This window comes from Pseudomonas sp. 2995-3, assembly GCF_002742565.1.
Lineage (GTDB): Bacteria > Pseudomonadota > Gammaproteobacteria > Pseudomonadales > Pseudomonadaceae > Aquipseudomonas > Aquipseudomonas edaphica.
Genome location: NZ_LJSB01000176.1, coordinates 227,436 through 249,243 on the forward strand (window position 1 = coordinate 227,436; position 21,808 = coordinate 249,243).

Here is a 21,808-nt window from a genome sequence, read left to right on the forward strand (position 1 = left end):
AGCACCACACTTTGCGTGATATGGCCCGCCGGCCTTTCCCGGTATGATGTTCGCCCCCGCAGTCTGGATTGCGAATACGCCATGACCTTGCAGTACCCTACAATCGCCGATTGCGTCGGCAACACGCCCCTGGTCCGCTTGCAACGCATGGCGGGTGAAACCAGCAATACCTTGCTGCTCAAGCTCGAAGGCAACAACCCGGCCGGCTCCGTCAAGGACCGCCCGGCGTTGTCGATGATCACCCGCGCCGAGCTGCGTGGGCAGATCAAGCCGGGCGACACCCTGATCGAAGCCACCTCGGGTAACACCGGCATCGCCCTGGCCATGGCCGCGGCGATCAAGGGTTACAAGATGGTCTTGATCATGCCCGACAACGGCAGTGCCGAGCGCAAGGCGGCGATGACCGCCTATGGCGCCCAACTCATCCTGGTCACCCAGGAAGAAGGCATGGAAGGCGCGCGTGACCTCGCTGAGCGCATGGCCGCCGAAGGCCGTGGCGTGGTGCTCGACCAGTTCGCCAACGGCGATAACCCCGAGGCACACTACACCAGCACCGGCCCGGAAATCTGGCGCCAGACCCAAGGCAGCATCACCCATTTCGTCAGTTCCATGGGCACCACCGGCACCATCATGGGTAACTCGCGCTACCTCAAGGAGCAGAACCCGGCGATCCAGATCGTCGGCCTGCAACCGATGGAAGGCGCGGCCATTCCCGGTATCCGTCGTTGGCCTGAAGAGTACCTGCCCAAGATCTACAACGCGACGCGCGTGGACCGCATCATCGACATGGCCCAACGTGAAGCCGAAGACACCACCCGCCGTCTGGCGCGTGAAGAAGGCATCTTCTGTGGCGTGTCCTCCGGTGGCGCTGTGGCCGGTATGTTGCGTCTGTCCAAAGAAGTTGAAAACGCGGTGATCGTCGCGATCATCTGTGACCGAGGCGACCGCTACCTGTCGACCGGCATCTTCGACGAACCCAACTGATGGCCAAGCACGAGAGAGGCCTGCGCTTTCAGCCGACGGGCGGCAGCCGCGCCCCGCAGATTCCGGTGGGCAAGAAGCAACGCCTGACCATCGAGCGCCTGGCTAACGATGGCCGCGGCATTGTGTTCTTTGAAGGTCGCACCTGGTTCGTCAATGGCGCGCTGGCCGGCGAAGAAGTCGAAGCGCGGGTGTTGGGCGCCCACGGCAAAATCGTCGAGGCGCGTACCGAGCGTGTGTTCAAGGCCAGCGAACTGCGTCGCCCGGCACCGTGCGCGCACTTCGGCCGCTGTGGCGGTTGCAGCGTGCAGCACCTGCCCCATGACGAACAACTTGCCCTGAAACAGCGCATGCTCGCCGAGCAACTGACCCGTGTGGCCGGTGTCGAACCGCAAGAGTGGGCGGCACCGTTGAGCGGGCCGGAGTTCGGCTACCGTCGCCGCGCCCGTGTGGCGGTGCGCTGGGATGCCAAGGCCAAACAGCTTGAGGTGGGTTTTCGCGCCGTGGCCAGCCAGGATATCGTCGCTATCGATGATTGCCCGGTGCTGGTACAAGCCTTGCAACCGATCATGCAGCGTTTGCCGAACATGCTGCGCCGCCTGAGCAAACCACAGGCGTTGGGGCATGTGGAGTTGTTCAGTGGTTCGTCAATTGCCGTGTTGCTGCGGCACATGGCGCCGCTGTCCGAAGCGGACCTGCAGGTATTGAAAGAATTTTGCACCTTCCATGACGCCCAATTGTGGCTGCATGGCGAGGGCCAGCCGGAGCCGGTAGAGCCGGGTCAGGCGCTTGGTTTTAGACTGGCGGCGTGGGATCTGGAACTGGCTTACCGTCCGGGAGATTTTGTCCAGGTCAACGCCGGAGTCAACGATGCGATGGTCGCCCAGGCCCTGGAGTGGTTGGCGCCAAAGGCCGAAGAACGGGTGCTGGACCTGTTTTGCGGGCTGGGCAACTTTGCCCTGCCACTGGCCAAACAGGTGCGCGAAGTGGTGGCGGTAGAGGGCGTGCAAGCCATGGTCGAGCGGGCGGCGCAGAACGCCGTCAGCAACAATTTGCATAATGTGCAGTTTTTTCAGGCCGATCTGTCCCAGCCTTTGACCGACGCGGAGTGGGCCAAACAGGGCTTTTCTGCGGTACTCTTGGACCCACCCCGTGACGGTGCCCTGGAGGTTGTGCGCAAGCTCGCCACCCTGGGGGCCAAGCGCTTGGTGTATGTGTCCTGCAACCCGGCCACGCTGGCGCGGGACACGGTTGAGTTGGTCAAGCAAGGCTACCGGCTAAAACGTGCCGGGATCCTCGACATGTTTCCGCAAACAGCGCATGTCGAGGCCATGGCGTTATTTGAAGCGGGCTAGGATGCCCGTTTAATCCGACTGGCCTGTCGTCTCCTGGGCCGTGACCTGTCAGGGAGTGGTACCTAGCCTAATGGTTGCACCGCTAGGGTTACGCAGCAGGTCAGCGATGATTTTTGGCGCATCCAAGGTGCGTCGTAGGGAAGGTAAGCAAGATGGTACAGGTGAGAGCACACCAGCCGATCAACACCGACGGCAGTATCAATCTCGAGGCATGGCTGGATCATGCCGTCAGTGTCGACCCGGCACTGGACCGTGAAGCCTTGAAAGCAGCCTGCGAGTTCGCTCGTGAGTCTGAACAGCAAGACAATGCGGCCAAGAACCTGTGGGCCGAAGGCACTTCAAGCTTTCGCACCGGGTTGGAAATCGCCGAGATCCTCGCCGATCTCAAGCTGGACCAGGATTCGCTGATCGCCGCCGTGCTTTATCGTGGCGTGCGTGAAGGGCATATCCCGTTGCCGACGGTCAGCCAGCGTTTCGGCGCGGTGGTGGCCAAGCTGATCGACGGCGTGCTGCGCATGGCCGCCATCAGCGCCAGCCTCAGCCCGCGTCAGTCCATGGTGCTGGGCACCCAGGGCCAGGTCGAAAACCTGCGCAAAATGCTGGTGGCCATGGTCGACGACGTGCGCGTCGCGCTGATCAAGCTGGCCGAACGTACCTGCGCGATCCGTGCGGTGAAGACCGCCGACGACGAAAAGCGCAACCGCGTGGCCCGCGAGGTGTTCGACATCTACGCGCCGCTGGCGCACCGCTTGGGCATCGGCCATATCAAGTGGGAGCTGGAGGATTTGTCCTTCCGCTACCTCGAACCCGACCAATACAAACAAATTGCCACGCTGTTGCACGAGCGGCGGCTCGACCGTGAGCGCTTTATCACCGACGTGATGGGCCAGCTGCGTTCCGAGTTGCAAGCCACCGGCGTCGACGCCGACATCAGCGGCCGCGCCAAGCACATCTATTCCATTTGGCGCAAAATGCAGCGCAAGGGCCTGGCCTTCAGCCAGATCTACGACGTGCGCGCCGTGCGCGTACTGGTGCCGGAAATGCGCGACTGCTACACCGCGCTGGGCATCGTGCACACGTTGTGGCGGCACATCCCCAAGGAATTCGACGACTACATCGCCAACCCCAAGGAAAACGGCTATCGCTCGCTGCACACCGCCGTGATCGGTCCCGAGGGCAAGGTGCTGGAAGTGCAGATCCGCACCCACGCCATGCACGAAGAGGCCGAGCTTGGAGTTTGTGCGCACTGGCGCTACAAGGGCACCGACGTCAAGGCCGGGTCCAACCAGTACGAAGAGAAGATCTCCTGGCTGCGCCAAGTGCTGGAATGGCACGAAGAACTGGGCGATATCGGCGGCCTGGCCGAGCAACTGCGGGTGGATATCGAGCCCGACCGGGTCTATATCTTCACCCCCGACGGCCACGCCATCGACCTGCCCAAGGGCGCCACGCCGCTGGACTTCGCCTACCGCGTACACACCGAAATCGGCCACAACTGCCGGGGCGCCAAGATCAACGGGCGCATCGTGCCGCTCAACTACAGCCTGCAAACCGGTGAACAGGTCGAGATCATCACCAGCAAGCACGGCACACCGAGCCGCGACTGGCTGAACCCGAACCTGGGCTACATCACCACGTCGCGGGCGCGGGCGAAGATCGTTCACTGGTTCAAGTTGCAGGCACGCGACCAGAACGTCGCGGCCGGCAAGACCTTGCTTGAACGCGAATTGGCGCGCCTGGGCCTGCCACAGGTGGACTTCGACAAATTGGCCGAAAAAGCCAACATGAAGATCGCCGAAGACATGTTCGCCGCCCTCGGTGCTGGCGACTTGCGCCTGGCGCAATTGGTCAATCTGGCCCAGCAACTGGTCGAGCCGGAGCGCGGCAGCGAGCAGTTGGAACTGATTCCGCGCAAAGCCACCGGCTACAAGCCTGGCAAGCGCGGTGATATCCAGATCCAGGGCGTGGGCAACCTGATGACGCAAATGGCCGGCTGCTGCCAGCCATTGCCGGGCGATGCCATCGTCGGCTACATCACCCAGGGGCGTGGCGTGAGCATTCACCGCCAGGATTGCGCCTCGGTGCTGCAACTGGGCGGGCGCGAGCCCGAGCGCATCATCCAGGTCAGTTGGGGCCCGGTGCCGGTGCTCACCTACCCGGTGGACATCATCATCCGTGCCTACGACCGTTCCGGTTTGCTGCGTGACGTGTCGCAAGTGCTGCTCAACGAGCGCATCAACGTGCTGGCGGTCAACACCCGCTCGAACAAAGAGGACAACACTGCGTTGATGTCCCTGACCATCGAGATCCCGGGGCTGGACGCGTTGGGGCGGTTGCTGGGGCGGATTTCCCAGTTGCCGAACATCATCGAGACGCGGCGTAATCGCACACCTTGATGCGGTCTGAAAGTATCTGTGGGCTGCTTTCTGTGGGAGCCGGGCTTGCCCGCGATGCAGGCGACTCGGTCTGTCTGATAGACCGAGTCGAGGCTATCGCAGGCAAGCCAGCTCCCACATTAGATCTTCAGCGGTTCCAGACAATGGGCAGAGATTGACCGATGTATTCACTTGAAGACCTGCTGCACCTGATGAATCGCCTGCGCGACCCGCAATACGGGTGCCCGTGGGACATCAAGCAAACCTACGCGACCATCGTGCCGCACACCCTTGAAGAAGCCTACGAGGTTGCCGATGCCATCGAGCGCGGCGACTTTGATCATCTGCAAGGCGAGTTGGGCGACCTGTTGTTCCAGGTGGTGTATTACAGCCAGCTGGCGCGGGAAGAAGGGCGCTTTGAGTTTGCCGGGGTAATCGACAGCATTACGCGCAAGCTGGTTCGTCGCCATCCGCACGTATTCCCGACGGGTGATTTGTACGCGCCGCTGGATATTCCCCAGTTAAGCGAAGAACAGGTTAAAGAACGCTGGGAGCAGATCAAGGCTGAGGAGCGCGCAGAAAAATCCGACGCACCCGAGCAATTGTCCCTGCTCGATGACGTACCTGCGGCCTTGCCCGCGTTATCCCGCGCCGCCAAATTGCAAAAGCGCGCCAGCCAGGTCGGTTTCGACTGGCCGGCTGCCTTGCCGGTGGTCGACAACGTGCGTGAAGAGCTGGATGAAGTGCTCGAAGCCATGGCTGATAACGATTCGGTGGCGATCGCCGATGAGGTCGGTGACCTGTTGTTTGCGGCGGTCAACTTGGCCCGTCACCTCAAGGTCGACCCGGAAACCGCGCTGCGTGGCGCCAACGCCAAGTTCGAACGACGTTTCCGATTTATCGAACAGGCATTGCGCGATACGCACAAACCCATAGAAGATTGCACCCTCGAAGAGTTGGACGCCCTGTGGGGCGAAGCCAAACGCCAGGAAAAGAATGTGTCCAGCTGCGGTTGAGCAGTTGCCTAAGTGAGTAAGCACCATGAGCCTTTCCCTTCGCGACCAGTTGCTCAAAGCAGGTCTGGTCAACCAAAAGCAGGCCAAGCAGGTCGGCAAAGACAAACAGAAGCAGCAGCGCCTGGTCCACAAAGGCCAGATCGAGGCTGATGACACCCAGGCGCGCCTGGCCGCCGAAGCGCATGCCGAAAAGGTCAAGCGCGACCAGGAACTGAACCGCCAGCAGCAGGAAAAAGCCGAGGCCAAGGCCCGCACGGCTCAGGTTAAACAACTGATCGAAACCTCGCGCCTGCCCAAGCTGACTACCGAGGACTACTACAACTTCGTGGATGACAAGAAGGTCAAGCGCCTGTCGGTCAACACGTTGATGCGCAACAAACTGAGCAACGGCTCCCTGGCGATCGTGCACCACGGTGGCGGCTACGAGGTGATCCCGCGTGAAGCGGCGCTGAAGATCCAGGAGCGCGCACCAGAGCGTATCGTGCAGCTCAATATCCTCACCGAAAGCCAGGTGCCGGATGAGGACGATCCATACGCGGCCTACCAGATCCCGGATGATCTGATGTGGTAAGGCGTTAAAAACAACAAACCCCGCTCAAAAGGCGGGGTTTGTGTTTTTAACCTGCAGCTTCAGCCGATCACCAATCCACTGCATAACTCACGCTGAAGGTACGCCCTTCAGCGTTCGGGTACGGCGCACGGGCGTTGGCCTGGGCAAACATGTTCTGGTAATTGCGATTACTGAGGTTGTAGATCGCGCCTTCCAGGCGACCGACCGGCAACCTGACCGAACCGAGCAGATCGACCAGCGTATAACCTTTGATATCGCGGCCGTTGTTGTCTTTGGCCGCGGCGTCATAGTCGGCCAGTTGCATGCCTTGCAGGCGCAGGCTGTAGTCGCCACGGTCATAACCGACAAAGGCGGTGGTCTTGGCAGGCGAGATACGCGTGGCGGGCAGGTCGATCCATTTGCCGTTTTGCTGGGTCTCGCCTTTGGCGTAGGCGTACGTGCCGCCTACCGACCATTGATCGGTGACGTTGTAGGTCAGGCTGGTTTCGATGCCGCGCACGCGCTCTTTCTGGTTGATCAGGCGCAACACACGGTCATTGGCATCATAGAACTGGGTGACGTCCGAAGTGTTCTCATACGCGGTGACGTTGGCCAGCCACTTGTCCCAGTTGCCACGCCAGCCCAGCTCGTAACTGTCGACCTTGAGGGCTTGGGCGTTCAGGTCCTGGATGTCGTACTTGCTGTTGACGTCACGCAGGAAGCGCTGGATATCCGGCAGGGAAAACCCCTGGCTGAAATTGACGAACACATCCTGGTTTTCATTCAGGTGGTACACCGCACCCAGGTTGTAGAGCGTGTCATCGTATTTGAGGGTGCCGCCCGGCAGTGTGGCGCGGTTGCCGGTCTGCACGATCTCGCCGTAGGCAATGCTGTCGGACACTTCGCTTTCGATCCACTCACGACGGATGCCGCCACGTAAGGTCCAGTCATCGATATCGTAGGACAGCTGACCAAAAATGGCTTTGGTGCTGGTTGCGATGTCCGGGCCCATCTCAAAGGTGGTGCCGGTCTTGGTATAGCTCAGGCCGTTGACCCGGTATTGGTCACCGCGTTGGCGCGAGGTTTCATGGTCATAGTCGGCGCCCCAGACCAGATTACCGGTCGCCGAGCCGATGTCCGGCATTTGTGTATCAATCGCTGCCCGCACACCATAGACGTCTTGCACACTGTTGTTGTCGGACACCCCGGCACGACCGCGAGACAGGTCCGGGAAGAACAGTGCATCGGCACGCCGCCAGTAACTTTCGACCTGCAAGCCCTGGCCGTAGAAGTCCTTGTCGGCGTAATTGAGGTTGACCGCCTGGTTGTGGGTGAAGGGTTGGTCATCCAGGTCCAGGCCTTTTACCGCGACGGCAGTGCTGGTGATGCGTGGGTTCTTGGTGTAGCGGGTGTCCTGTTCATCTTTATAGTCTTGCAGCGACAGGCTGATCTTCTTGTCGTCATCCAGCTCGTAGCCGAAGCGACCTTGCAGGTCGTAGGTGTCGGTGTCCATGTTGCTGCCCTGGGACGTGTCCTGGGGAATGCGTTTGCCGTTACCGTCGAACTGGTCGTTGCGTTGCACCGTATTGCCCGACACGTACCAGTCCACCGGGCCCTTGCGGCCGGTGGCACTTTGGAAGGCTTCGTAGGAAAACCCTTTATGGCTGAAATTGTTACCGGCGGTCATGCCGATCTTGCTGCTGAAGGCCAGGTCTTCGCCTTTGTTGCGCTTGGTAATGATGTTGATGATGCCGCCTGAGGCGCCGGCGCCGTAGACGCTGCTGGCGCCGGATATCACTTCGATGCGCTCGATGCTTTCCGGTGCCACGCTGTTGAGCTGGCGGAAGTTGTCACGCGTGGCGTTCTGGGACACGCCATCAATCAGAATCAGCGTGTTGCGCCCGCGCAGCGTTTGGCCGAAGTTGCTCATGCCACCGCTGGAGGGTGCTATGCCCGGGACCAGTTGCCCGAGGATATCGGCAACCCGGCGTCCTGCTGCTGTCTGCTGGCGGATCTGTGCTTCGTCGATGACCTGCACCGAGCCTGGGATCGCGGCAATGCTGGTTTCACTGCGAGTGGCCGAAACGACCGTCGCCTGCAATTGCAGGTTGGTAGCCGCCGCTGGCGCGTCTTCAGGTTGATCGGCCCAGACAGGCGCGCTTATCGAACCGAGCAGGGGCAGCAGGACGGCCCATTGTGATTTGTTCATGATCTTGCCTTTGAGTTATTAGAAGTATTGACAGAAAAATCGGTAGTCTCAGGTGTTCGGGTGAACGAACGGATGGCGCGGATACCCAGGGCCGCCAAGGCATAGGTCAGTGCCACCAGCCAAAAGCTGTGCGCCAAGCCCACCATTGCCATGCCGACGCCTCCCAACAGCGCACCGCACAACGCGCCACCTTTTGCGGCGCTATTGCCCAGGCCCAAGGCAAACCCCTGCTGGCTGGGTGCAACGGTGTTGGCGATCAACGTGTAGGCGACCGGCAGCAGCGCGCCTTGCCACACGCCCCACAGAAGCCGGCTGGCGAGGAACCCCAGCCATTCACCGGCCATCGCCGTGAAGGCCAGCGTCAAGGCGCAAAACCACGTGACCCATTCGATGATGCGTAATGTTTGCGCCGCGGGGTGTCGGTCAAACAGGCGGCCCCACAGCGGCGCGGACAGCGCGAGCGTCAGTGCGCTGGCGGCGTAGCTGGCGCCGATCAGCCAGGCAGGGGCGTGCAGAACATCGGCGACGTACAGGGCATAAAACGGTTGGGGCATCATCTTGGCGGCCTGGATCAGCACGATGATGGCGAGCATTGCGCCGAGCCAGCCTTTGGGCAGTGCCGTAGGCGTTGAGGCGCGTACCGGTCTTGAGCGCGGCGCATCGCTGGGTAGAAACAGGCTGATCAGCGCGCACAGCAGGCAGACCGCCGTGGCGCTGTAGCACAGCAACGCGAAACCGGAAATATCCATCAGCCAGCCACCCAGCACCGGCCCGGCCAGCGAGCCCACGGCGGTGGCCGATTGCAGCCGCGCCAGAATGTGCCCGCGCCCACCTTCGGCGCAGTACGCCAGCGCATAGGCTTGGGCCGCTGCAATAAAACCTGCCAGCGCGCCTTGCGCCACGCGGATGACCACCAGCAGCCACGGGTCGGTGGTGACAGCGGCCAGCGCCTGGCATACCGCCAGGGCCAGCAGCGCGCGAATGATCATCGGCTTGTGGCCGGTACGATCACCCAGGCGCCCCCACATTGGCGTGAGGATCATCGCCGCCATCATCGGCCCGGCATACACCAGCGATGACAGCAGGCCGGTGTACTGGGCGTTGGCAACGCCCAGCAGTTTCTGGATCTGCAACGGCCAGAAGGGGCCGCTCATCTCCATGGCGCCCATCGACACCAACTGAATCACCACCAACAGGCGCAATGCAGTGTTGTTAGCCGACATTGGCGGCAGTGCTCAGCGGGTTCGGCAGGCGTCCGACGATATCGGCGTGGCTTTCCATCAGGCGCATGCGCATAAACGACTTGGCTGGCCAGTCCTGCTCCAGCAGCGCGGCACGTTCGGTCTGCCAACGTTGGGGTTCGACCTGGCTGCGCAAATTATCGAAACACTCGCGGACCTGGGCTGACAGCTCGTCCCACAGCAGCCCCTCCGGAATATCGAAATGGCGCGCACTGAGCAATACTAGTTCGCCCAAGTGACACATGAACACGGTGTGCAGCAACTTGTCGCGCACGAAGCCGGCATCGTCGTACAAGGTCATCTTCGGGTCGTGCAGTTCGATGTCCAGACCATGGGCATGCAAGGTCTTGCGGTCGATGCGGATATCACCGAAATCACGCAGCAACAGGCGGTTTGCTTGCCCGTTTGTGCCCATGACCATAAAGGAGTTCTGCTGATGGGCCTCGAAGGCCACGCCATAACGCAAGTACATGCCCAGCAGTGCCGGCACTGCAATCGATGCATAGTCTTTAAAAAACGCCTGCATGGCCTGCGCGTCATCAGCGCCTTTGCTCAGGCGTACCCACTGCTTGAGCAAGGGTTGCCCATGCTGATCAATGGCAAACAGGCTGCCTACCGGAATGGCCATTTCGCCCGGTTCGAGCAGGCTCTGCGGGTTGTCACGGTACAGGACGGCCAGGTGCCGGGAGTGCTCGTCATTGGCAGGTTGTGGTTGGAAATGCACGCCGAGTCGTTCGGGCACGATGCTGAGAATAGGTTGAATCTGCGGTTCGCGTGCCAGGATGGTTTGCAGTAAATGGCTGATCCGTGGCCCCATGCGCGCGGAGCGTGGCGACACGGTGCGCTGCACACTGGTCAAGCGCAGCGACACGGGAAGTTTAACCATTGGCGCGTCGTACCGGCCTTCAGGCAACACGGTCCTGAATGACATGGTGGGGTGGGCGGTGAACGCGACGATGTCGGTCAGCACCAGCAGCCTGTCACCGATTTCATTGGCGAACAGTTGCGGCAGCTCTTGGCGAGCTTGCCAAGGGTGAGCGGGCATCGGCAGGTAGTCGCCAGCCTCAAGGCCTTGAGCGCTTAAGTGCGCTGTCAGTTGGCGGGCGGCCTGCGGGAAGTGGTTTTGCCACCACTGCCAGTAATCTGCAGTACCGGCCAGGCTTTCGACATGGGCGAACTGGCGGTGCAGCGCGCAGAGTAATACCGGAAAGCGCGCCTCGAACTCCGGCGAGAATTCAATCACCTGCTCTGTACCCAAGCCCAACTTCGTCTTGTAGTTGGGGTGCCATGGATGGCCCAAGGTGCCCCACTGCTCGAGTACTGATGTCGGGTTGGAAACGCTTGGGTTGTTCTTGAGGTAGCTGAGCAAATTGTTTTGATGCGCGGGGGCCATTGCGGCGTGCAGCTCGAGGGTCCACTGCTCGTGGAAGGCGAGGCACAGCGTATCGTTGATAAAGCTGTCGTCTATCTCCCGGTTGAGGCGGCTCAAGACGTCTGGGGCGGCAGATGATTCGAGGCTGCTGTTGAGTAATGTCAGCAACTGCGAGGGGAATCGGATTTTCTGTTCGGGCTGGCCAGCGCGCAGGACACTCACCGTGCCGCGCAAATCCCAGCTGGCCATGCGGCCTGGGCGCAGGTGATCAAAACATAGGCGGGTGTGGTCGGGTAGCTCCAGCCAGCAGCGATTGTGTTCGTCATAAGTGCGTGTGGTGGGGTTGAGCAGGCCTTCACGGAACAGGGCTTGGATCAGGCGCTGGAAGCTGCGTTCGGCGGCAGGTGCGAGGGTATCGATCAGGGCATCAAGCGTGACGTGCTTAGCCAGGAATTGGCGAGTGGAGAGTGCTTCACCCCAGCGTTCCAGCAGTAGTTTTTCCGGTGTGGCGACCTGTCCGTGCATCAAATCGAACTCCTTATCCGTAGGGCTGAGTGAAAAGCGAACGGATACTATCGAGAATCATTACCAAATGTCTATTTGTTGTTACGCTTTTTGCGGAAACGATTATTCAGGGGCGAAAGGAGGGCGGTTCGAAGCCGGAGAGAGCGACCATGCAGGTCTGGAATCAGGGTTGAAGGGGCTAAGTCAGGCTGGTTCAGTGTCTTTGAGGTGACTTGTAGTACGAAGCCTGGGGTTCTGTAGGGTGTATCTGCTTTCATGCGGTCGTGGCAGAACACAGGAAAACGGTGGCTGTTAGAAACGAAAAACCCCGCTCAAAGGCGGGGTTTTTGTGTGTAGGCACACCAGCTGCTGTGTGGGGCTGGGTGACTGGCAGATTTCAGAGTTTCAGGAGCCTTCAGCCTGGCGTTTCATCTCAAGAGATTCGAGCTCGTTTTTATAATTGTGGGCTTCGTTCTCGTTGTGGAACATGCCGACCAGTTGGTCTTGTTGATGTACATCCCAGATGTGAATCCCATGGCCCAGTGCTTCGTGGGACATGTGTGCATCGTCGCGTTCAGTTACTTTTACAGTCATCTGCTTGCTCCAATCTCTGGTTGATCTGCGGCAAGTCGTCGCAGGTCTCTTTTATATGTTTTGTTAGCTTGCTAAGTAAACCGATTTTGCGCGCAACTATTTATTGCAGGAAATGCAACAGTGCTGCAGGCCACGCAAATCGCGACATTGCGTCGCAGGGTGCTGAGTTTTATGACAAAAGTTTCATGTTCGGATGGGCTTAAAGTCTTGTGGTGACCGTGTTGGCCCTATCGCAGGCAAGCCAGCTCCCACATTTGAAATGCATTCACCTGTGGGAGCTGGCTTGCCTGCGATAGCGGTAGTGGTTTCAACACAAAACCTCCAGGCGAAAAAAAGCCCCGCATTCAGCGAGGCTCTTTTTAATCACATCACGGTATCAGCTACCTTTGATAGCCTGGCCATCAACGGTACCGTCCTGCAGCATGATGTTGTATTCCTTGCCGTCGGTTTCCACCTGGCGCAAGGCTACCAAAATGCCGCCCAGGTCCTTGGCAAACCACATCTGGGTGATGCGCTTGCTTTGCGTCGGGTCACGTACACGTTCAACCTTGATCGCATCGATGGCGCCGACCTTGGTCTGGACTTTTTCCGGGCCGATTACGCGGAAGTCGTAGGTGTCGGTGTCGGTGCCTTCAACGACGATGTAGCTCATGCTCTTCTTGCCGGCCGCCACATCGCGTTGCAGTGCCAACTGGTAAGTCGACTTGTCGAGCATGCCGCTTTGCAGGGCGACGTTGACCGGGTCTTTGTTTTCAAAGCCGGTGACTTTCTTGGCCGTCTGGTCGAAGTCCAGGTTGATCTTCTTCGACTTACCCAGGCCGCCACGTTCGAAGCTGTAGCTCACGGGCTGCAGGGCATCTTTGTCGAGACGGATAACACTGGTCTCGGTGAGGCTGGCGATCATCATGGACGCCTTGAAATTCAAGGTCCACGAGCCATTGTCATTCTTGACCAGGCTGCGCTCGGCCGAGCCGCTCATGGGCAACTGCTTCCAGTCGGCGGTGTAGCTGGCGGAGAACGGGTGAAGGTCTGCTGCTTGCACAGCGGGCAAGGCGAACAGCGCAAAAGCGAAGAGCAGGGCGCGACGCATAAAATCTCCTAGGTTCGAATCAAGTGGCCGCTGGCCGCGAGTAACTGACCGTCCAATAATGCACCCTGTTCGCCGAGAATCAATCGTCCCTCGGCAAACCAGCGAACAGCCAGCGGGTAAATCCTGTGTTCCTGGGTGTGAACCCGTTGCGCAAGTGTCTGCGCCGAATCTGCAGACTCTACCGGAACCACTGCCTGTACGACCAGAGGCCCGCCATCGAGTTCCTCGGTGACAAAGTGCACGCTGCAGCCATGCTCCGTGTCGCCGGCCTCAAGGGCGCGTTGGTGTGTGTGTAACCCTTTGTATTTGGGCAGCAGGGACGGGTGAATATTGAGCAGGCGCCCTTGGTAGTGCCGCACGAAATCGGCGCTGAGGATGCGCATGAAACCGGCAAGCACCACGAGTTTGGGATTGAAGGCGTCGATCAGTTCGATCAAGGCGCTGTCGAAGGCCTCGCGACCTTCGAAAGCCTTGTGATCCAGGGAGCGGGTGTCGATACCCGCGTCCCTGGCGCGTTGCAGGCCGTAGGCGTCGCTGCGGTTGGAGATCACCGCAGCGATGCGCACCGGGCTATCGCCGGTGCGCGTGCTGTCGATCAGGGCCTGCAAGTTACTGCCGGTGCCGGAGAGCAGCACCACGACATCACAGGTCTCAGGCATCAGTGAGCCTTGAGGTTCTTCAGTTCAACCTGGGCCGCGCCTTCTGGAGCGGTTGCGATCTGGCCGATAACCCAAGGCTGCTCGCCCGCTTCACGCAGTACGTTCAGCGCGGTTTCAACGTGCTCTTGAGCCACGCAGATAACCATGCCTACGCCGCAGTTCAGCACGCGGTGCATTTCGGTTTCGTTGACATTGCCTTGCGCTTGCAGCCAGTCGAACACGGCAGGACGCGTCCAGCTTGCCACGTCGACAATCGCCTGTGCGCCTTTAGGCAGCACGCGCGGGATGTTGTCCAGCAGGCCACCACCGGTGATGTGGGCCATGGCTTTGACGGCGCCGGTGTCCTTGATCAGCTTGAGCAAAGGCTTCACGTAGATGCGGGTCGGGGCCATCAGCAGGTCGGTCAGCGGCTGGCCGTCGAGCTGGGTATTCTCGATGTCGGCGCCGGACACTTCGATGATCTTGCGGATCAGCGAGTAGCCGTTGGAGTGCGGGCCGGACGATGGCAGGGCGAGCAGGGCGTCACCGGCTGCGACTTTGGAACCGTCGATGATTTCAGCTTTTTCGACAACACCGACGCAGAAACCGGCCAGGTCGTAGTCTTCACCTTCGTACATGCCTGGCATTTCAGCGGTTTCGCCGCCGACCAGAGAGCAACCCGACAGCTCGCAGCCGGCGCCGATGCCGGTGACCACTTGAGCAGCGGTGTCCACGTTCAGCTTGCCGGTGGCGTAGTAGTCGAGGAAGAACAGCGGCTCTGCGCCACACACCACCAGGTCGTTGACGCACATGGCAACCAGGTCAATGCCGATGGTGTCGTGCTTGTTCAGGTTCAGCGCCAGGCGCAGCTTGGTGCCCACGCCGTCGGTGCCGGACACCAGCACAGGCTGCTTGTAGCCGGCCGGGATTTCGCAGAGGGCGCCAAAACCGCCCAGGCCGCCCATGACTTCGGGGCGCGCAGTGCGCTTGGCGACGCTCTTGATGCGTTCGACCAATGCTTCACCGGCGTCGATGTCTACACCGGCGTCCTTGTAGCTCAGGGAGGGTTGCTTGCTCATGATCCAGGCCTTTAGGGGGGATTTCTGGGTAACGACCGAGCCGGCAGGCGCTTTTGGTAAAAGGCCCAGCCGCTGACGGTCTGCGAAGGCGCGCGATTTTATCAGGCTTGAGGGGCAGCGGCCATCCTCGGGCCGACGGGCAGGGCCATATAGGTTAAAAAAGCCGGTTAAAAAAATGCTAAACGTGCCGGTAATGGCGTGTATTAAGGTATAGCCTTTAACCCGCTATCGTTATGACAGTACAAAAACTGCCATGACCCTGTGAATGTTTTACCGGCTGCTGTGGTCACAGCCTTGCCAAGCCGAGTTCACGCGGTCTGTTCCAGCCGCTAAATTTGTCGTTCGGGAATCTTCCATGCGTCTGTGTAATTTCTTCTTTGTAGGCTGCTTGTCGTTGGTCAGCCTGGCGAGTCATGCCGAAACCCTCAATGGCCTTTATCAAGTACTTGAACCGGTTGCCAGCCAGTCGCCCCAAGAGCGTGACCAGGCCACCCAGCGCGCGGTGCAAACCCTGGTGATCCGCCTGACCGGCGATGCCAAGGCTGCCGACGGCCCAGGCCTGGCGGCGATTCGCAAAGACCCGCAGCAAATCATCAGCCAATACGGCTACGACGCCGGCCCGCCGGAAAGCCTGCAAGTAGACTTCGACCCTGTGAGCACTGATCGCGCATTGCGTGAGGCCGGCTTGTCGATCTGGGGCAGCAATCGGCCGTCGATCCTCGGCTGGTGGCTCAACGATTCCACTGACGGCAGCAGCCTGGTCGGTGATGGCCAGGCGATAGCCGGTGCACTGCGCCGTGCCGCACAACACCGCGGCTTGCCGTTGCGTTTGCCCTTGGGTGACCTGGATGAGCAGGTCGTCGCCACTGCACCGAATCTGGAAAGTGCCGATGCCACGCCCTTGCGCGCCGCCTCCGAACGCTACGGCGCCGACGCGTTGCTGGCCGTGCACGCGCGCCAGGAAGGCAGCCAGTGGCAGGCCAAATGGCGCCTGTGGCTGGGCGACAAAAGCGAGCAGGGCACCGCCCAGGGCGCTGACACTGGCGCGGTGGCCGATGCCGTGATGTTGGCGGTCAGTCAAAAACTGGCACCGCGTTTTGCCGTCAAACCAGGTGTGAGCACCGAACAGCTGCTCGAAGTGCAGGGCATGAATCTGGAGCGCTATGCCGCCTTGGGCCATCTGCTTGAACCCTTTGGCGCTCAGCCACAGCGGGTGGATGGCAATCGCATTGTGTATCGGGTCAACGGCAGTGCCGATCAGTTGCGCACTCAGTTGAGCCTGGCCAAGTTGCAGGAAGTGCCTGCGGGCGAAGCGCCGGTTCAACCGCCGGTGGCCGATGGTACGCAGCCGCCGGCTGCCCCGGAGCCCCAGGCGCAGTTACGTTTTCGTTGGTAGGTGATCTTCCTTCTATATAGATAGAAGGAAACAAATGATAGATGGAGTGGTTTATGGCGGATACGCGTCGTTGGGTGTGGCTTGGTGGGGTTGTCCTGCTGTGCGTTTTTGTGTTCTTGCTGCATTCGATCCTGACGCCGTTCCTGGTGGCGTTGCTGCTCGCCTACCTGTTCGATCCCGTGGTGGATCGACTGGAGAAAATCGGCATGTCGCGCACCTGGGGTGTGGTGACGGTGTTTGCGCTGTTCACATTGATTATCACGGTGCTGGTGTTGGTGTTGGTGCCGATGCTGGCCAAGCAGCTGTTCCGTCTCTATGAGCTGGCGCCGCAAATGCTCGACTGGTTGCAGCACACGGCGATGCCGTGGGCTCAGGCCAAGCTGGGGCTGGCGGATGGCTTCTGGAAGTTCGACAAGGTCAAGGCCGCGATCAGTGAGCATATGGGCCAGACCACCGACATTGTCGGTGTGGTGCTCAGCCAGGCCACGGCCTCCAGCCTTGCATTGATCGGCTGGCTGACCAACCTGGTGCTGATCCCGGTGGTGGCGTTCTACCTGCTGCGTGACTGGGACATCATGATGGCCAAGATCCGCAGCCTGCTGCCACGCAATAACGAAGAGCGCATCGTTTCCCTGGCACAAGAGTGCCATGAGGTGCTCGGCGCGTTTGTACGCGGTCAGTTGCTGGTAATGCTGGCGCTGGGGATCATCTATGCCGCCGGCTTGATGGCGATTGGTTTGGAGCTGGGACTGTTGATCGGCTTGATCGCCGGCTTGGCCGCCATCGTGCCGTACATGGGCTTTGTGATTGGCATCGGCGCCGCGCTGGTGGCCGGGTTGTTCCAGTTTGGCGGCGACCTGTACCCGATGCTTGGGATCGTCGCGGTGTTCATGGTCGGCCAGGCTCTGGAAGGCATGGTGCTGACGCCACTGCTGGTGGGTGACCGCATTGGCTTGCACCCGGTAGCGGTGATCTTTGCGATCCTGGCGGGTGGTGAGCTGTTTGGTTTTACTGGCATCTTGCTGGCGCTGCCGGTGGCGGCGGTGATCATGGTGTTGGTGCGCCACGTCCATGATCTATATAAGGATTCGGATGCGTATACCGGGGTTGAAGACCCGGACCTGTAACCGTTTCGCAACAAACCCGGCCTAAGCCGGGTTTGTTGTTTCTGGGGCGGGGTGTCAAACAATTTGCGCAAATCGCCCCAAGTTAACGCAAACCTTTGATTTTGCTTGTGGTCTGCTGCATTGTGCGCCCGGCTTCACGGGTATAAACTTTGCAAACTTTACACAGAGGCCACTAACGGTTCGTTTGGAGCCGTTCAGTCAGCATGAAACCGATTCAGCTGCCCTTGGGTGTGCGTCTGCGTGACGACGCCACCTTTATCAATTACTACCCAGGCGCCAATGCCGCTGCACTCGGCTATGTCGAGCGACTCTGCGAAGCCGACGCCGGGTGGACTGAAAGCCTGATCTATCTGTGGGGCAAGCACGGCGTGGGGCGTACCCACCTGTTGCAGGCCGCGTGCCTGCGCTTCGAGCAGATGGGCGAGCCGGCGGTTTACTTGCCGCTGGCTGAGTTGATGGACCGTGGCATTGGCATCTTCGACCACCTTGAGCAATACGAACTGGTGTGTCTGGATGACCTGCAGGCCATCGCCGGCAAGGCAGATTGGGAAGAGGCGCTGTTTCACCTGTTCAACCGCTTGCGTGACAGCGGCCGGCGCTTGTTGATTGCTGCGTCCACCTCGCCGCGTGAGCTGCCGGTGAAACTGGCTGACCTCAAATCACGCCTGACCCTGGCGCTCATCTTTCAAATGCGCCCACTCTCCGACGAAGACAAGCTGCGTGCCCTGCAATTGCGCGCATCGCGCCGTGGCCTGCACCTGACCGACGAAGTCGGGCACTTTATTCTCACCCGTGGCACCCGCAGTATGAGCGCGTTGTTCGATTTGCTCGAACAGCTCGATCAAGCCTCCTTGCAGGCCCAGCGCAAGCTGACCATTCCGTTTCTCAAGGAAACCCTCGGCTGGTAGCCAGCCCTTGTCCAGTGGGGTTTTCGGCAACTTCCAGGCGCCAGAAAACCTGCGTTTGGGCCGGTTTGGCCACGCAACAGGCATGAATAGGGTGTTAAGGGCTTAGATGTCATAGTCCAAACCAGAAGTCACATAGATCACGATTGAATTTGCAAATCGATGTGATAGAGGGCATAGTCTCGACTTCTTTACACATCAGCCACGGTCGTGCCCATGCTAAATCGCTTCGCACCCCTCGTGCCTCTCGCACTCGTTACCCTGTTGTTTGGTTGCGCCACCCACACTCAAAACGTGGCTGAGCAGCAAAAACCACAGGTTCAAAATCAGGCAAAGTTCGTTGCAGCGCAGTCTTCTACTGTCTATGAAGAAGCTCTTTATAAAGAAGAGCAGGCTACTGAGAAAGAACTGGCTGCCTTCGCCGGCAACAAGCCTTACCAGCTTCCCGTTCTGGCCGACAGCATCCTCGAACGCGGCATGTCCCTGATCGGTACCCGTTACCGTTTCGGCGGTACCTCTGAAGCCGGTTTCGACTGCAGCGGCTTTATCGGCTACCTGTTCCGTGAAGAAGCCGGCATGAATTTGCCACGCTCGACACGCGAAATGATCAACGTGGATGCACCGTTGGTCGAACGCAACAACCTCAAGCCCGGTGATCTGCTTTTCTTTAGTACGGCAGGCCGTGGTCGTGTAAGCCACGCCGGTATCTACTTGGGCGATAACCAGTTTATCCACTCCAGCAGCCGTCGCAGTGGCGGTGTTCGAGTCGACAACCTGGGTGACAGCTACTGGAGCAAAACCTTCATCGAAGCCAAGCGCGCCCTCGCCATGGCCCCGACTACGGTTACCGCTAGTAAGTAAAGTTAAAGTGATACTTGAAGTTTGACGCGTAAGCGCTAGAATCCCTGGACATTGTTGTAATCCGTTCGCGCGAGCTTTGCTTGCGCGTTCTGGTTTTCAGCGTTCGGCAGCGAAAGCCGCATCCAGATCAGGATTGTTCTGCCCATGTCGACCTCAGCCCGCCTCATTCTTCTTGTTTGCGCCGCGCTCCTCAGCGCCTGCGCAAGCCGTCCACCGCCGCCTGCGCCTGTCGCGGTCAAGCCCAGGCCGGTGTTCAACTATTCGACCCAAAATTTCTCGCCAGCTGCCGAAGACGTGCTCTTCCGTGCGCTGGGCCTGGTCGGCACGCCTTACCGTTGGGGCGGCAACACCCCGGACTCCGGGTTCGATTGCAGCGGCCTGATCGGCTTTGTGTACCGTGACGCCGCCGGCATCAGCCTGCCGCGCACCACCCGCGAACTGATCGTGATGCGCGCTCAGGATGTGAGCGAAAACAACCTGCAAACCGGCGACCTGATCTTCTTCGCCACCGGCGGCGGCTCGCGAGTAAGCCACGCAGGTATCTACGTGGGTGAAGGGCGATTCGTACACGCCCCGCAAACGGGCGGTACGGTGAAGCTGGACACCTTGTCCAAGGCCTATTGGCAGAATGCCTACCTGAGCGCCAAGCGCGTGTTGCCGGCAAGCCTGGCGCGTAATCCTTAAGCCACTCGGGCCCAAGTGTCTGAGCCGGCTTGTGTGGGAGCTGGCTTGCCTGCGATTCAGGCGGCTCGGTCTGTCAGTTAAACCGAGGCGATTCCATCGCAGGCAAGCCAGCTCCCACATGGGCCCCATACAAGGCAGTTACTTAACCGCCGACACCCGCCACACCTTATTCCCCACATCATCGGCCACCAGCAAATCCCCTTGCTGATCAATCACCACGCCCACCGGCCGGCCCATGGCTTTTTCGTCTTTATTGAGAAACCCGGTCAGCACGTCCACCGGCTGCCCCTTGGGTTGCCCACCCTCGAACGGCACGAAGATCACCTTGTAGCCACTGTGCGGTTTGCGGTTCCACGAACCATGCTGGCCAATAAAAGCGCCGTTGCTGAACTGTGCCGGGAGTTTACTGCCCTCGGCAAACGTCAACCCAAGGGACGCGGTATGCGGCCCCACGGCATAGTCCGGGGCGATGGCCTTGGCGACCAGGTCGGGGTTTTGCGGTGAGACCCGCACGTCCACATGTTGGCCGTAGTAACTGAAGGGCCAGCCATAAAACGCGCCATCCTTGACCGAGGTGATGTAGTCCGGCACCAGGTCGCTGCCGATTTCGTCGCGCTCGTTGACCGCCGTCCACAGCTTGCCGCTCTGCGGTTCCCAGGCCATGCCATTGGGGTTGCGCAAACCGGAGGCAAAGATACGGTGCTGGCCCGTGGCGCGGTCGACCTCCCAGATCGCCGCTCGGCCTTCCTCCGCCGCCAGGCCATTCTCACCGACATTGCTGTTGGAGCCGACACTCACATACAACCTGCTGCCGTCCTTGCTGGCCACCACATTTTTGGTCCAGTGGTGGTTGATACTGCCGCCCGGCAGGTCGATCACCTTGGTGCCGGCCTCCTTGATCGCGGTTTCACCCGGCTGGTAAGGGAAGCGCAGCAGCTTGTCCGAATCGGCGACGTACAGGTCGTTACCCACCAGGGTCATGCCAAACGGTGAATTGAGGTTCTCCAGAAACACCGTGCGCGTCTCGGCCACGCCATCATGGTCGGCATCGCGCAGCAGTGTGATGCGGTTCGGGCTCGGCACGCCCGCGCCCGCGCGGCCCATGACCTTCTCCATCACCCAGCCACGAATGCCCGTGGCGTCTTCTGGTTTGGGTGGCGAATTGGTTTCGGCTACCAGCACATCCCCGTTAGGCAAAACGTAGAGCCAGCGCGGGTGATCCAGGCCTTCGGCAAATGCCGCTACTTGAGTCCCGGCAGCGGCTGTCGGCTTGGCACCCTCCGGCCAGCCGATCGCCGGGGCGATGTTTACGGTGGGGATCAGGGTTTTGTTCGGCTCCGGCAGCTTGGGCGATGGCCCGGTGCCGTCCGAGACCTGCAGGGTAGAGCTTTCACCGCAGGCGGCGAGGGTGCCTGCCAGCATGATCAGTAAGGCGAGTCTGGTTTTGTGCATGGTTTTCTCCTTAATACCTGTAAAGGTAGAGAAGCGCGGCAGTCGGATGGTTCAAGTGCAAGGCCAGCTTTAATTGACGCTCCACCCCCAACCCACTAACCTTCGCGGCTTGTTCCAGGTGCTCTGTGGCCCATGTGCCGACAGAGTGAAACAGGGAAGCCGGTGAGTGAGCGCGTTTGTACACAGCGCAGCCACAATTCCGGCGCTGCCCCCGCAACGGTAAATGAGTCAAAACGGTGCCTTTTGCCACTGTATCCGCGTGATATGGGAAGGCGCGCCGTTGGCCTGCTCGCGCTATCAGCAGAGCGCCACTCATGAGCCCGGAGACCGGCCTGGATCATCCAACAGCATCACGGTGGGCGATGCTTGGCTGTCTGTT

General features: G+C 60.1%; 18 protein-coding genes and 1 riboswitch. Of the genes, 10 read left to right on the plus strand and 8 right to left on the minus strand.

All coding sequences use genetic code 11. The annotated features are described in order from the left end of the window. Positions 1–81: 81 nt before the first annotated feature. The 5 genes from cysM (at position 82) to AOA62_RS13070 (ending at position 6,298) form a co-directional block, all read left to right on the plus strand. Positions 82–984, plus strand: coding sequence for a cysteine synthase CysM (gene cysM, locus AOA62_RS13050; RefSeq protein ID WP_017134870.1), 903 nt, complete (start codon positions 82–84; stop codon positions 982–984). Continuing rightward, complete coding sequence (rlmD, locus tag AOA62_RS13055; protein WP_099548853.1) at positions 984–2,336, plus strand: 23S rRNA (uracil(1939)-C(5))-methyltransferase RlmD; 1,353 nt, start codon at positions 984–986, stop codon at positions 2,334–2,336. The genes cysM and rlmD overlap by 1 nt, the downstream gene beginning before the upstream one ends. A 152-nt stretch (positions 2,337–2,488) precedes the next feature. After that, entirely contained in the window at positions 2,489–4,732 is a 2,244-nt protein-coding gene (gene relA / locus AOA62_RS13060) for a GTP diphosphokinase (protein WP_017134872.1), read from the plus strand. 161 nt (positions 4,733–4,893) lie between these two features. After that, the gene (mazG, locus tag AOA62_RS13065) at positions 4,894–5,727 is read left to right on the plus strand and encodes a nucleoside triphosphate pyrophosphohydrolase (protein ID WP_017134873.1); all 834 of its coding nucleotides are present in this window, start codon (positions 4,894–4,896) and stop codon (positions 5,725–5,727) included. 25 nt (positions 5,728–5,752) lie between these two features. After that, entirely contained in the window at positions 5,753–6,298 is a 546-nt protein-coding gene (locus AOA62_RS13070; RefSeq protein WP_017134874.1) for a DUF2058 domain-containing protein, read from the plus strand. 67 nt (positions 6,299–6,365) lie between these two features. Here the strand turns inward: AOA62_RS13070 and AOA62_RS13075 are convergent, their stop codons facing one another. The 7 genes from AOA62_RS13075 to purM all read right to left on the minus strand — a co-directional run bounded on the left by AOA62_RS13075 (position 6,366) and on the right by purM (position 15,004). After that, positions 6,366–8,486 carry a TonB-dependent receptor gene (locus AOA62_RS13075; protein WP_099548854.1) on the minus strand — a complete coding sequence of 707 codons (2,121 nt, stop codon included), beginning with the start codon at positions 8,484–8,486 and terminating at the stop codon, positions 6,366–6,368. Further along, entirely contained in the window at positions 8,483–9,709 is a 1,227-nt protein-coding gene (locus AOA62_RS13080; RefSeq protein ID WP_099548855.1) for an MFS transporter, read from the minus strand. The genes AOA62_RS13075 and AOA62_RS13080 overlap by 4 nt, the downstream gene beginning before the upstream one ends. After that, entirely contained in the window at positions 9,699–11,624 is a 1,926-nt protein-coding gene (locus AOA62_RS13085; protein ID WP_099548856.1) for an IucA/IucC family siderophore biosynthesis protein, read from the minus strand. Before AOA62_RS13085 ends, AOA62_RS13080 begins: the two co-directional genes overlap by 11 nt. A 384-nt stretch (positions 11,625–12,008) precedes the next feature. Continuing rightward, positions 12,009–12,197, minus strand: coding sequence for a hypothetical protein (locus AOA62_RS13090; protein WP_017134878.1), 189 nt, complete (start codon positions 12,195–12,197; stop codon positions 12,009–12,011). 376 nt (positions 12,198–12,573) lie between these two features. Beyond that, complete coding sequence (locus tag AOA62_RS13095; protein ID WP_017134879.1) at positions 12,574–13,287, minus strand: DUF3108 domain-containing protein; 714 nt, start codon at positions 13,285–13,287, stop codon at positions 12,574–12,576. Between the two features lie 8 nt (positions 13,288–13,295). Further along, the gene (gene purN / locus AOA62_RS13100) at positions 13,296–13,946 is read right to left on the minus strand and encodes a phosphoribosylglycinamide formyltransferase (RefSeq protein WP_017134880.1); all 651 of its coding nucleotides are present in this window, start codon (positions 13,944–13,946) and stop codon (positions 13,296–13,298) included. Beyond that, positions 13,946–15,004 carry a phosphoribosylformylglycinamidine cyclo-ligase gene (purM, locus tag AOA62_RS13105; protein ID WP_017134881.1) on the minus strand — a complete coding sequence of 353 codons (1,059 nt, stop codon included), beginning with the start codon at positions 15,002–15,004 and terminating at the stop codon, positions 13,946–13,948. Before purM ends, purN begins: the two co-directional genes overlap by 1 nt. A gap of 355 nt (positions 15,005–15,359) precedes the next feature. On the opposite strand from purM, the gene AOA62_RS13110 reads away from it, so the two are divergent. The 5 genes from AOA62_RS13110 to AOA62_RS13130 all read left to right on the plus strand — a co-directional run bounded on the left by AOA62_RS13110 (position 15,360) and on the right by AOA62_RS13130 (position 19,977). Further along, positions 15,360–16,400, plus strand: coding sequence for a DUF2066 domain-containing protein (locus AOA62_RS13110; protein WP_017134882.1), 1,041 nt, complete (start codon positions 15,360–15,362; stop codon positions 16,398–16,400). Positions 16,401–16,453: 53 nt separating this feature from the next. Beyond that, positions 16,454–17,527 (plus strand): AI-2E family transporter, encoded by a 1,074-nt coding sequence (locus AOA62_RS13115; RefSeq protein ID WP_026013513.1) that lies wholly within the window; start codon positions 16,454–16,456, stop codon positions 17,525–17,527. Positions 17,528–17,730: 203 nt separating this feature from the next. Then, positions 17,731–18,435, plus strand: coding sequence for a DnaA regulatory inactivator Hda (hda, locus tag AOA62_RS13120; RefSeq protein WP_017134884.1), 705 nt, complete (start codon positions 17,731–17,733; stop codon positions 18,433–18,435). Positions 18,436–18,648: 213 nt separating this feature from the next. Beyond that, on the plus strand, positions 18,649–19,293 hold the full coding sequence (locus tag AOA62_RS13125; protein WP_099548857.1) for a C40 family peptidase: 645 nt from the start codon (positions 18,649–18,651) through the stop codon (positions 19,291–19,293). A 144-nt stretch (positions 19,294–19,437) separates the two neighbouring features. After that, the gene (locus AOA62_RS13130; RefSeq protein ID WP_017134887.1) at positions 19,438–19,977 is read left to right on the plus strand and encodes a C40 family peptidase; all 540 of its coding nucleotides are present in this window, start codon (positions 19,438–19,440) and stop codon (positions 19,975–19,977) included. 138 nt (positions 19,978–20,115) lie between these two features. Here the strand turns inward: AOA62_RS13130 and AOA62_RS13135 are convergent, their stop codons facing one another. Beyond that, positions 20,116–21,429, minus strand: coding sequence for a sorbosone dehydrogenase family protein (locus AOA62_RS13135; RefSeq protein ID WP_099548858.1), 1,314 nt, complete (start codon positions 21,427–21,429; stop codon positions 20,116–20,118). A 99-nt stretch (positions 21,430–21,528) separates the two neighbouring features. After that, positions 21,529–21,780, plus strand: a riboswitch (cobalamin riboswitch). The last annotated feature ends 28 nt before the right edge of the window (positions 21,781–21,808 follow it).

Coding starts and splice junctions, on each gene's coding strand:
- cysM (WP_017134870.1), top strand. CDS start 82: ATGACCTTGCAGTACCCTACAATCGCCGATTGCGTCGGCAACACGCCC.
- rlmD (WP_099548853.1), top strand. CDS start 984: ATGGCCAAGCACGAGAGAGGCCTGCGCTTTCAGCCGACGGGCGGCAGC.
- relA (WP_017134872.1), top strand. CDS start 2,489: ATGGTACAGGTGAGAGCACACCAGCCGATCAACACCGACGGCAGTATC.
- mazG (WP_017134873.1), top strand. CDS start 4,894: ATGTATTCACTTGAAGACCTGCTGCACCTGATGAATCGCCTGCGCGAC.
- AOA62_RS13070 (WP_017134874.1), top strand. CDS start 5,753: ATGAGCCTTTCCCTTCGCGACCAGTTGCTCAAAGCAGGTCTGGTCAAC.
- AOA62_RS13075 (WP_099548854.1), bottom strand. CDS start 8,486: ATGAACAAATCACAATGGGCCGTCCTGCTGCCCCTGCTCGGTTCGATA.
- AOA62_RS13080 (WP_099548855.1), bottom strand. CDS start 9,709: ATGTCGGCTAACAACACTGCATTGCGCCTGTTGGTGGTGATTCAGTTG.
- AOA62_RS13085 (WP_099548856.1), bottom strand. CDS start 11,624: ATGCACGGACAGGTCGCCACACCGGAAAAACTACTGCTGGAACGCTGG.
- AOA62_RS13090 (WP_017134878.1), bottom strand. CDS start 12,197: ATGACTGTAAAAGTAACTGAACGCGACGATGCACACATGTCCCACGAA.
- AOA62_RS13095 (WP_017134879.1), bottom strand. CDS start 13,287: ATGCGTCGCGCCCTGCTCTTCGCTTTTGCGCTGTTCGCCTTGCCCGCT.
- purN (WP_017134880.1), bottom strand. CDS start 13,946: ATGCCTGAGACCTGTGATGTCGTGGTGCTGCTCTCCGGCACCGGCAGT.
- purM (WP_017134881.1), bottom strand. CDS start 15,004: ATGAGCAAGCAACCCTCCCTGAGCTACAAGGACGCCGGTGTAGACATC.
- AOA62_RS13110 (WP_017134882.1), top strand. CDS start 15,360: ATGCGTCTGTGTAATTTCTTCTTTGTAGGCTGCTTGTCGTTGGTCAGC.
- AOA62_RS13115 (WP_026013513.1), top strand. CDS start 16,454: ATGGCGGATACGCGTCGTTGGGTGTGGCTTGGTGGGGTTGTCCTGCTG.
- hda (WP_017134884.1), top strand. CDS start 17,731: ATGAAACCGATTCAGCTGCCCTTGGGTGTGCGTCTGCGTGACGACGCC.
- AOA62_RS13125 (WP_099548857.1), top strand. CDS start 18,649: ATGCTAAATCGCTTCGCACCCCTCGTGCCTCTCGCACTCGTTACCCTG.
- AOA62_RS13130 (WP_017134887.1), top strand. CDS start 19,438: ATGTCGACCTCAGCCCGCCTCATTCTTCTTGTTTGCGCCGCGCTCCTC.
- AOA62_RS13135 (WP_099548858.1), bottom strand. CDS start 21,429: ATGCACAAAACCAGACTCGCCTTACTGATCATGCTGGCAGGCACCCTC.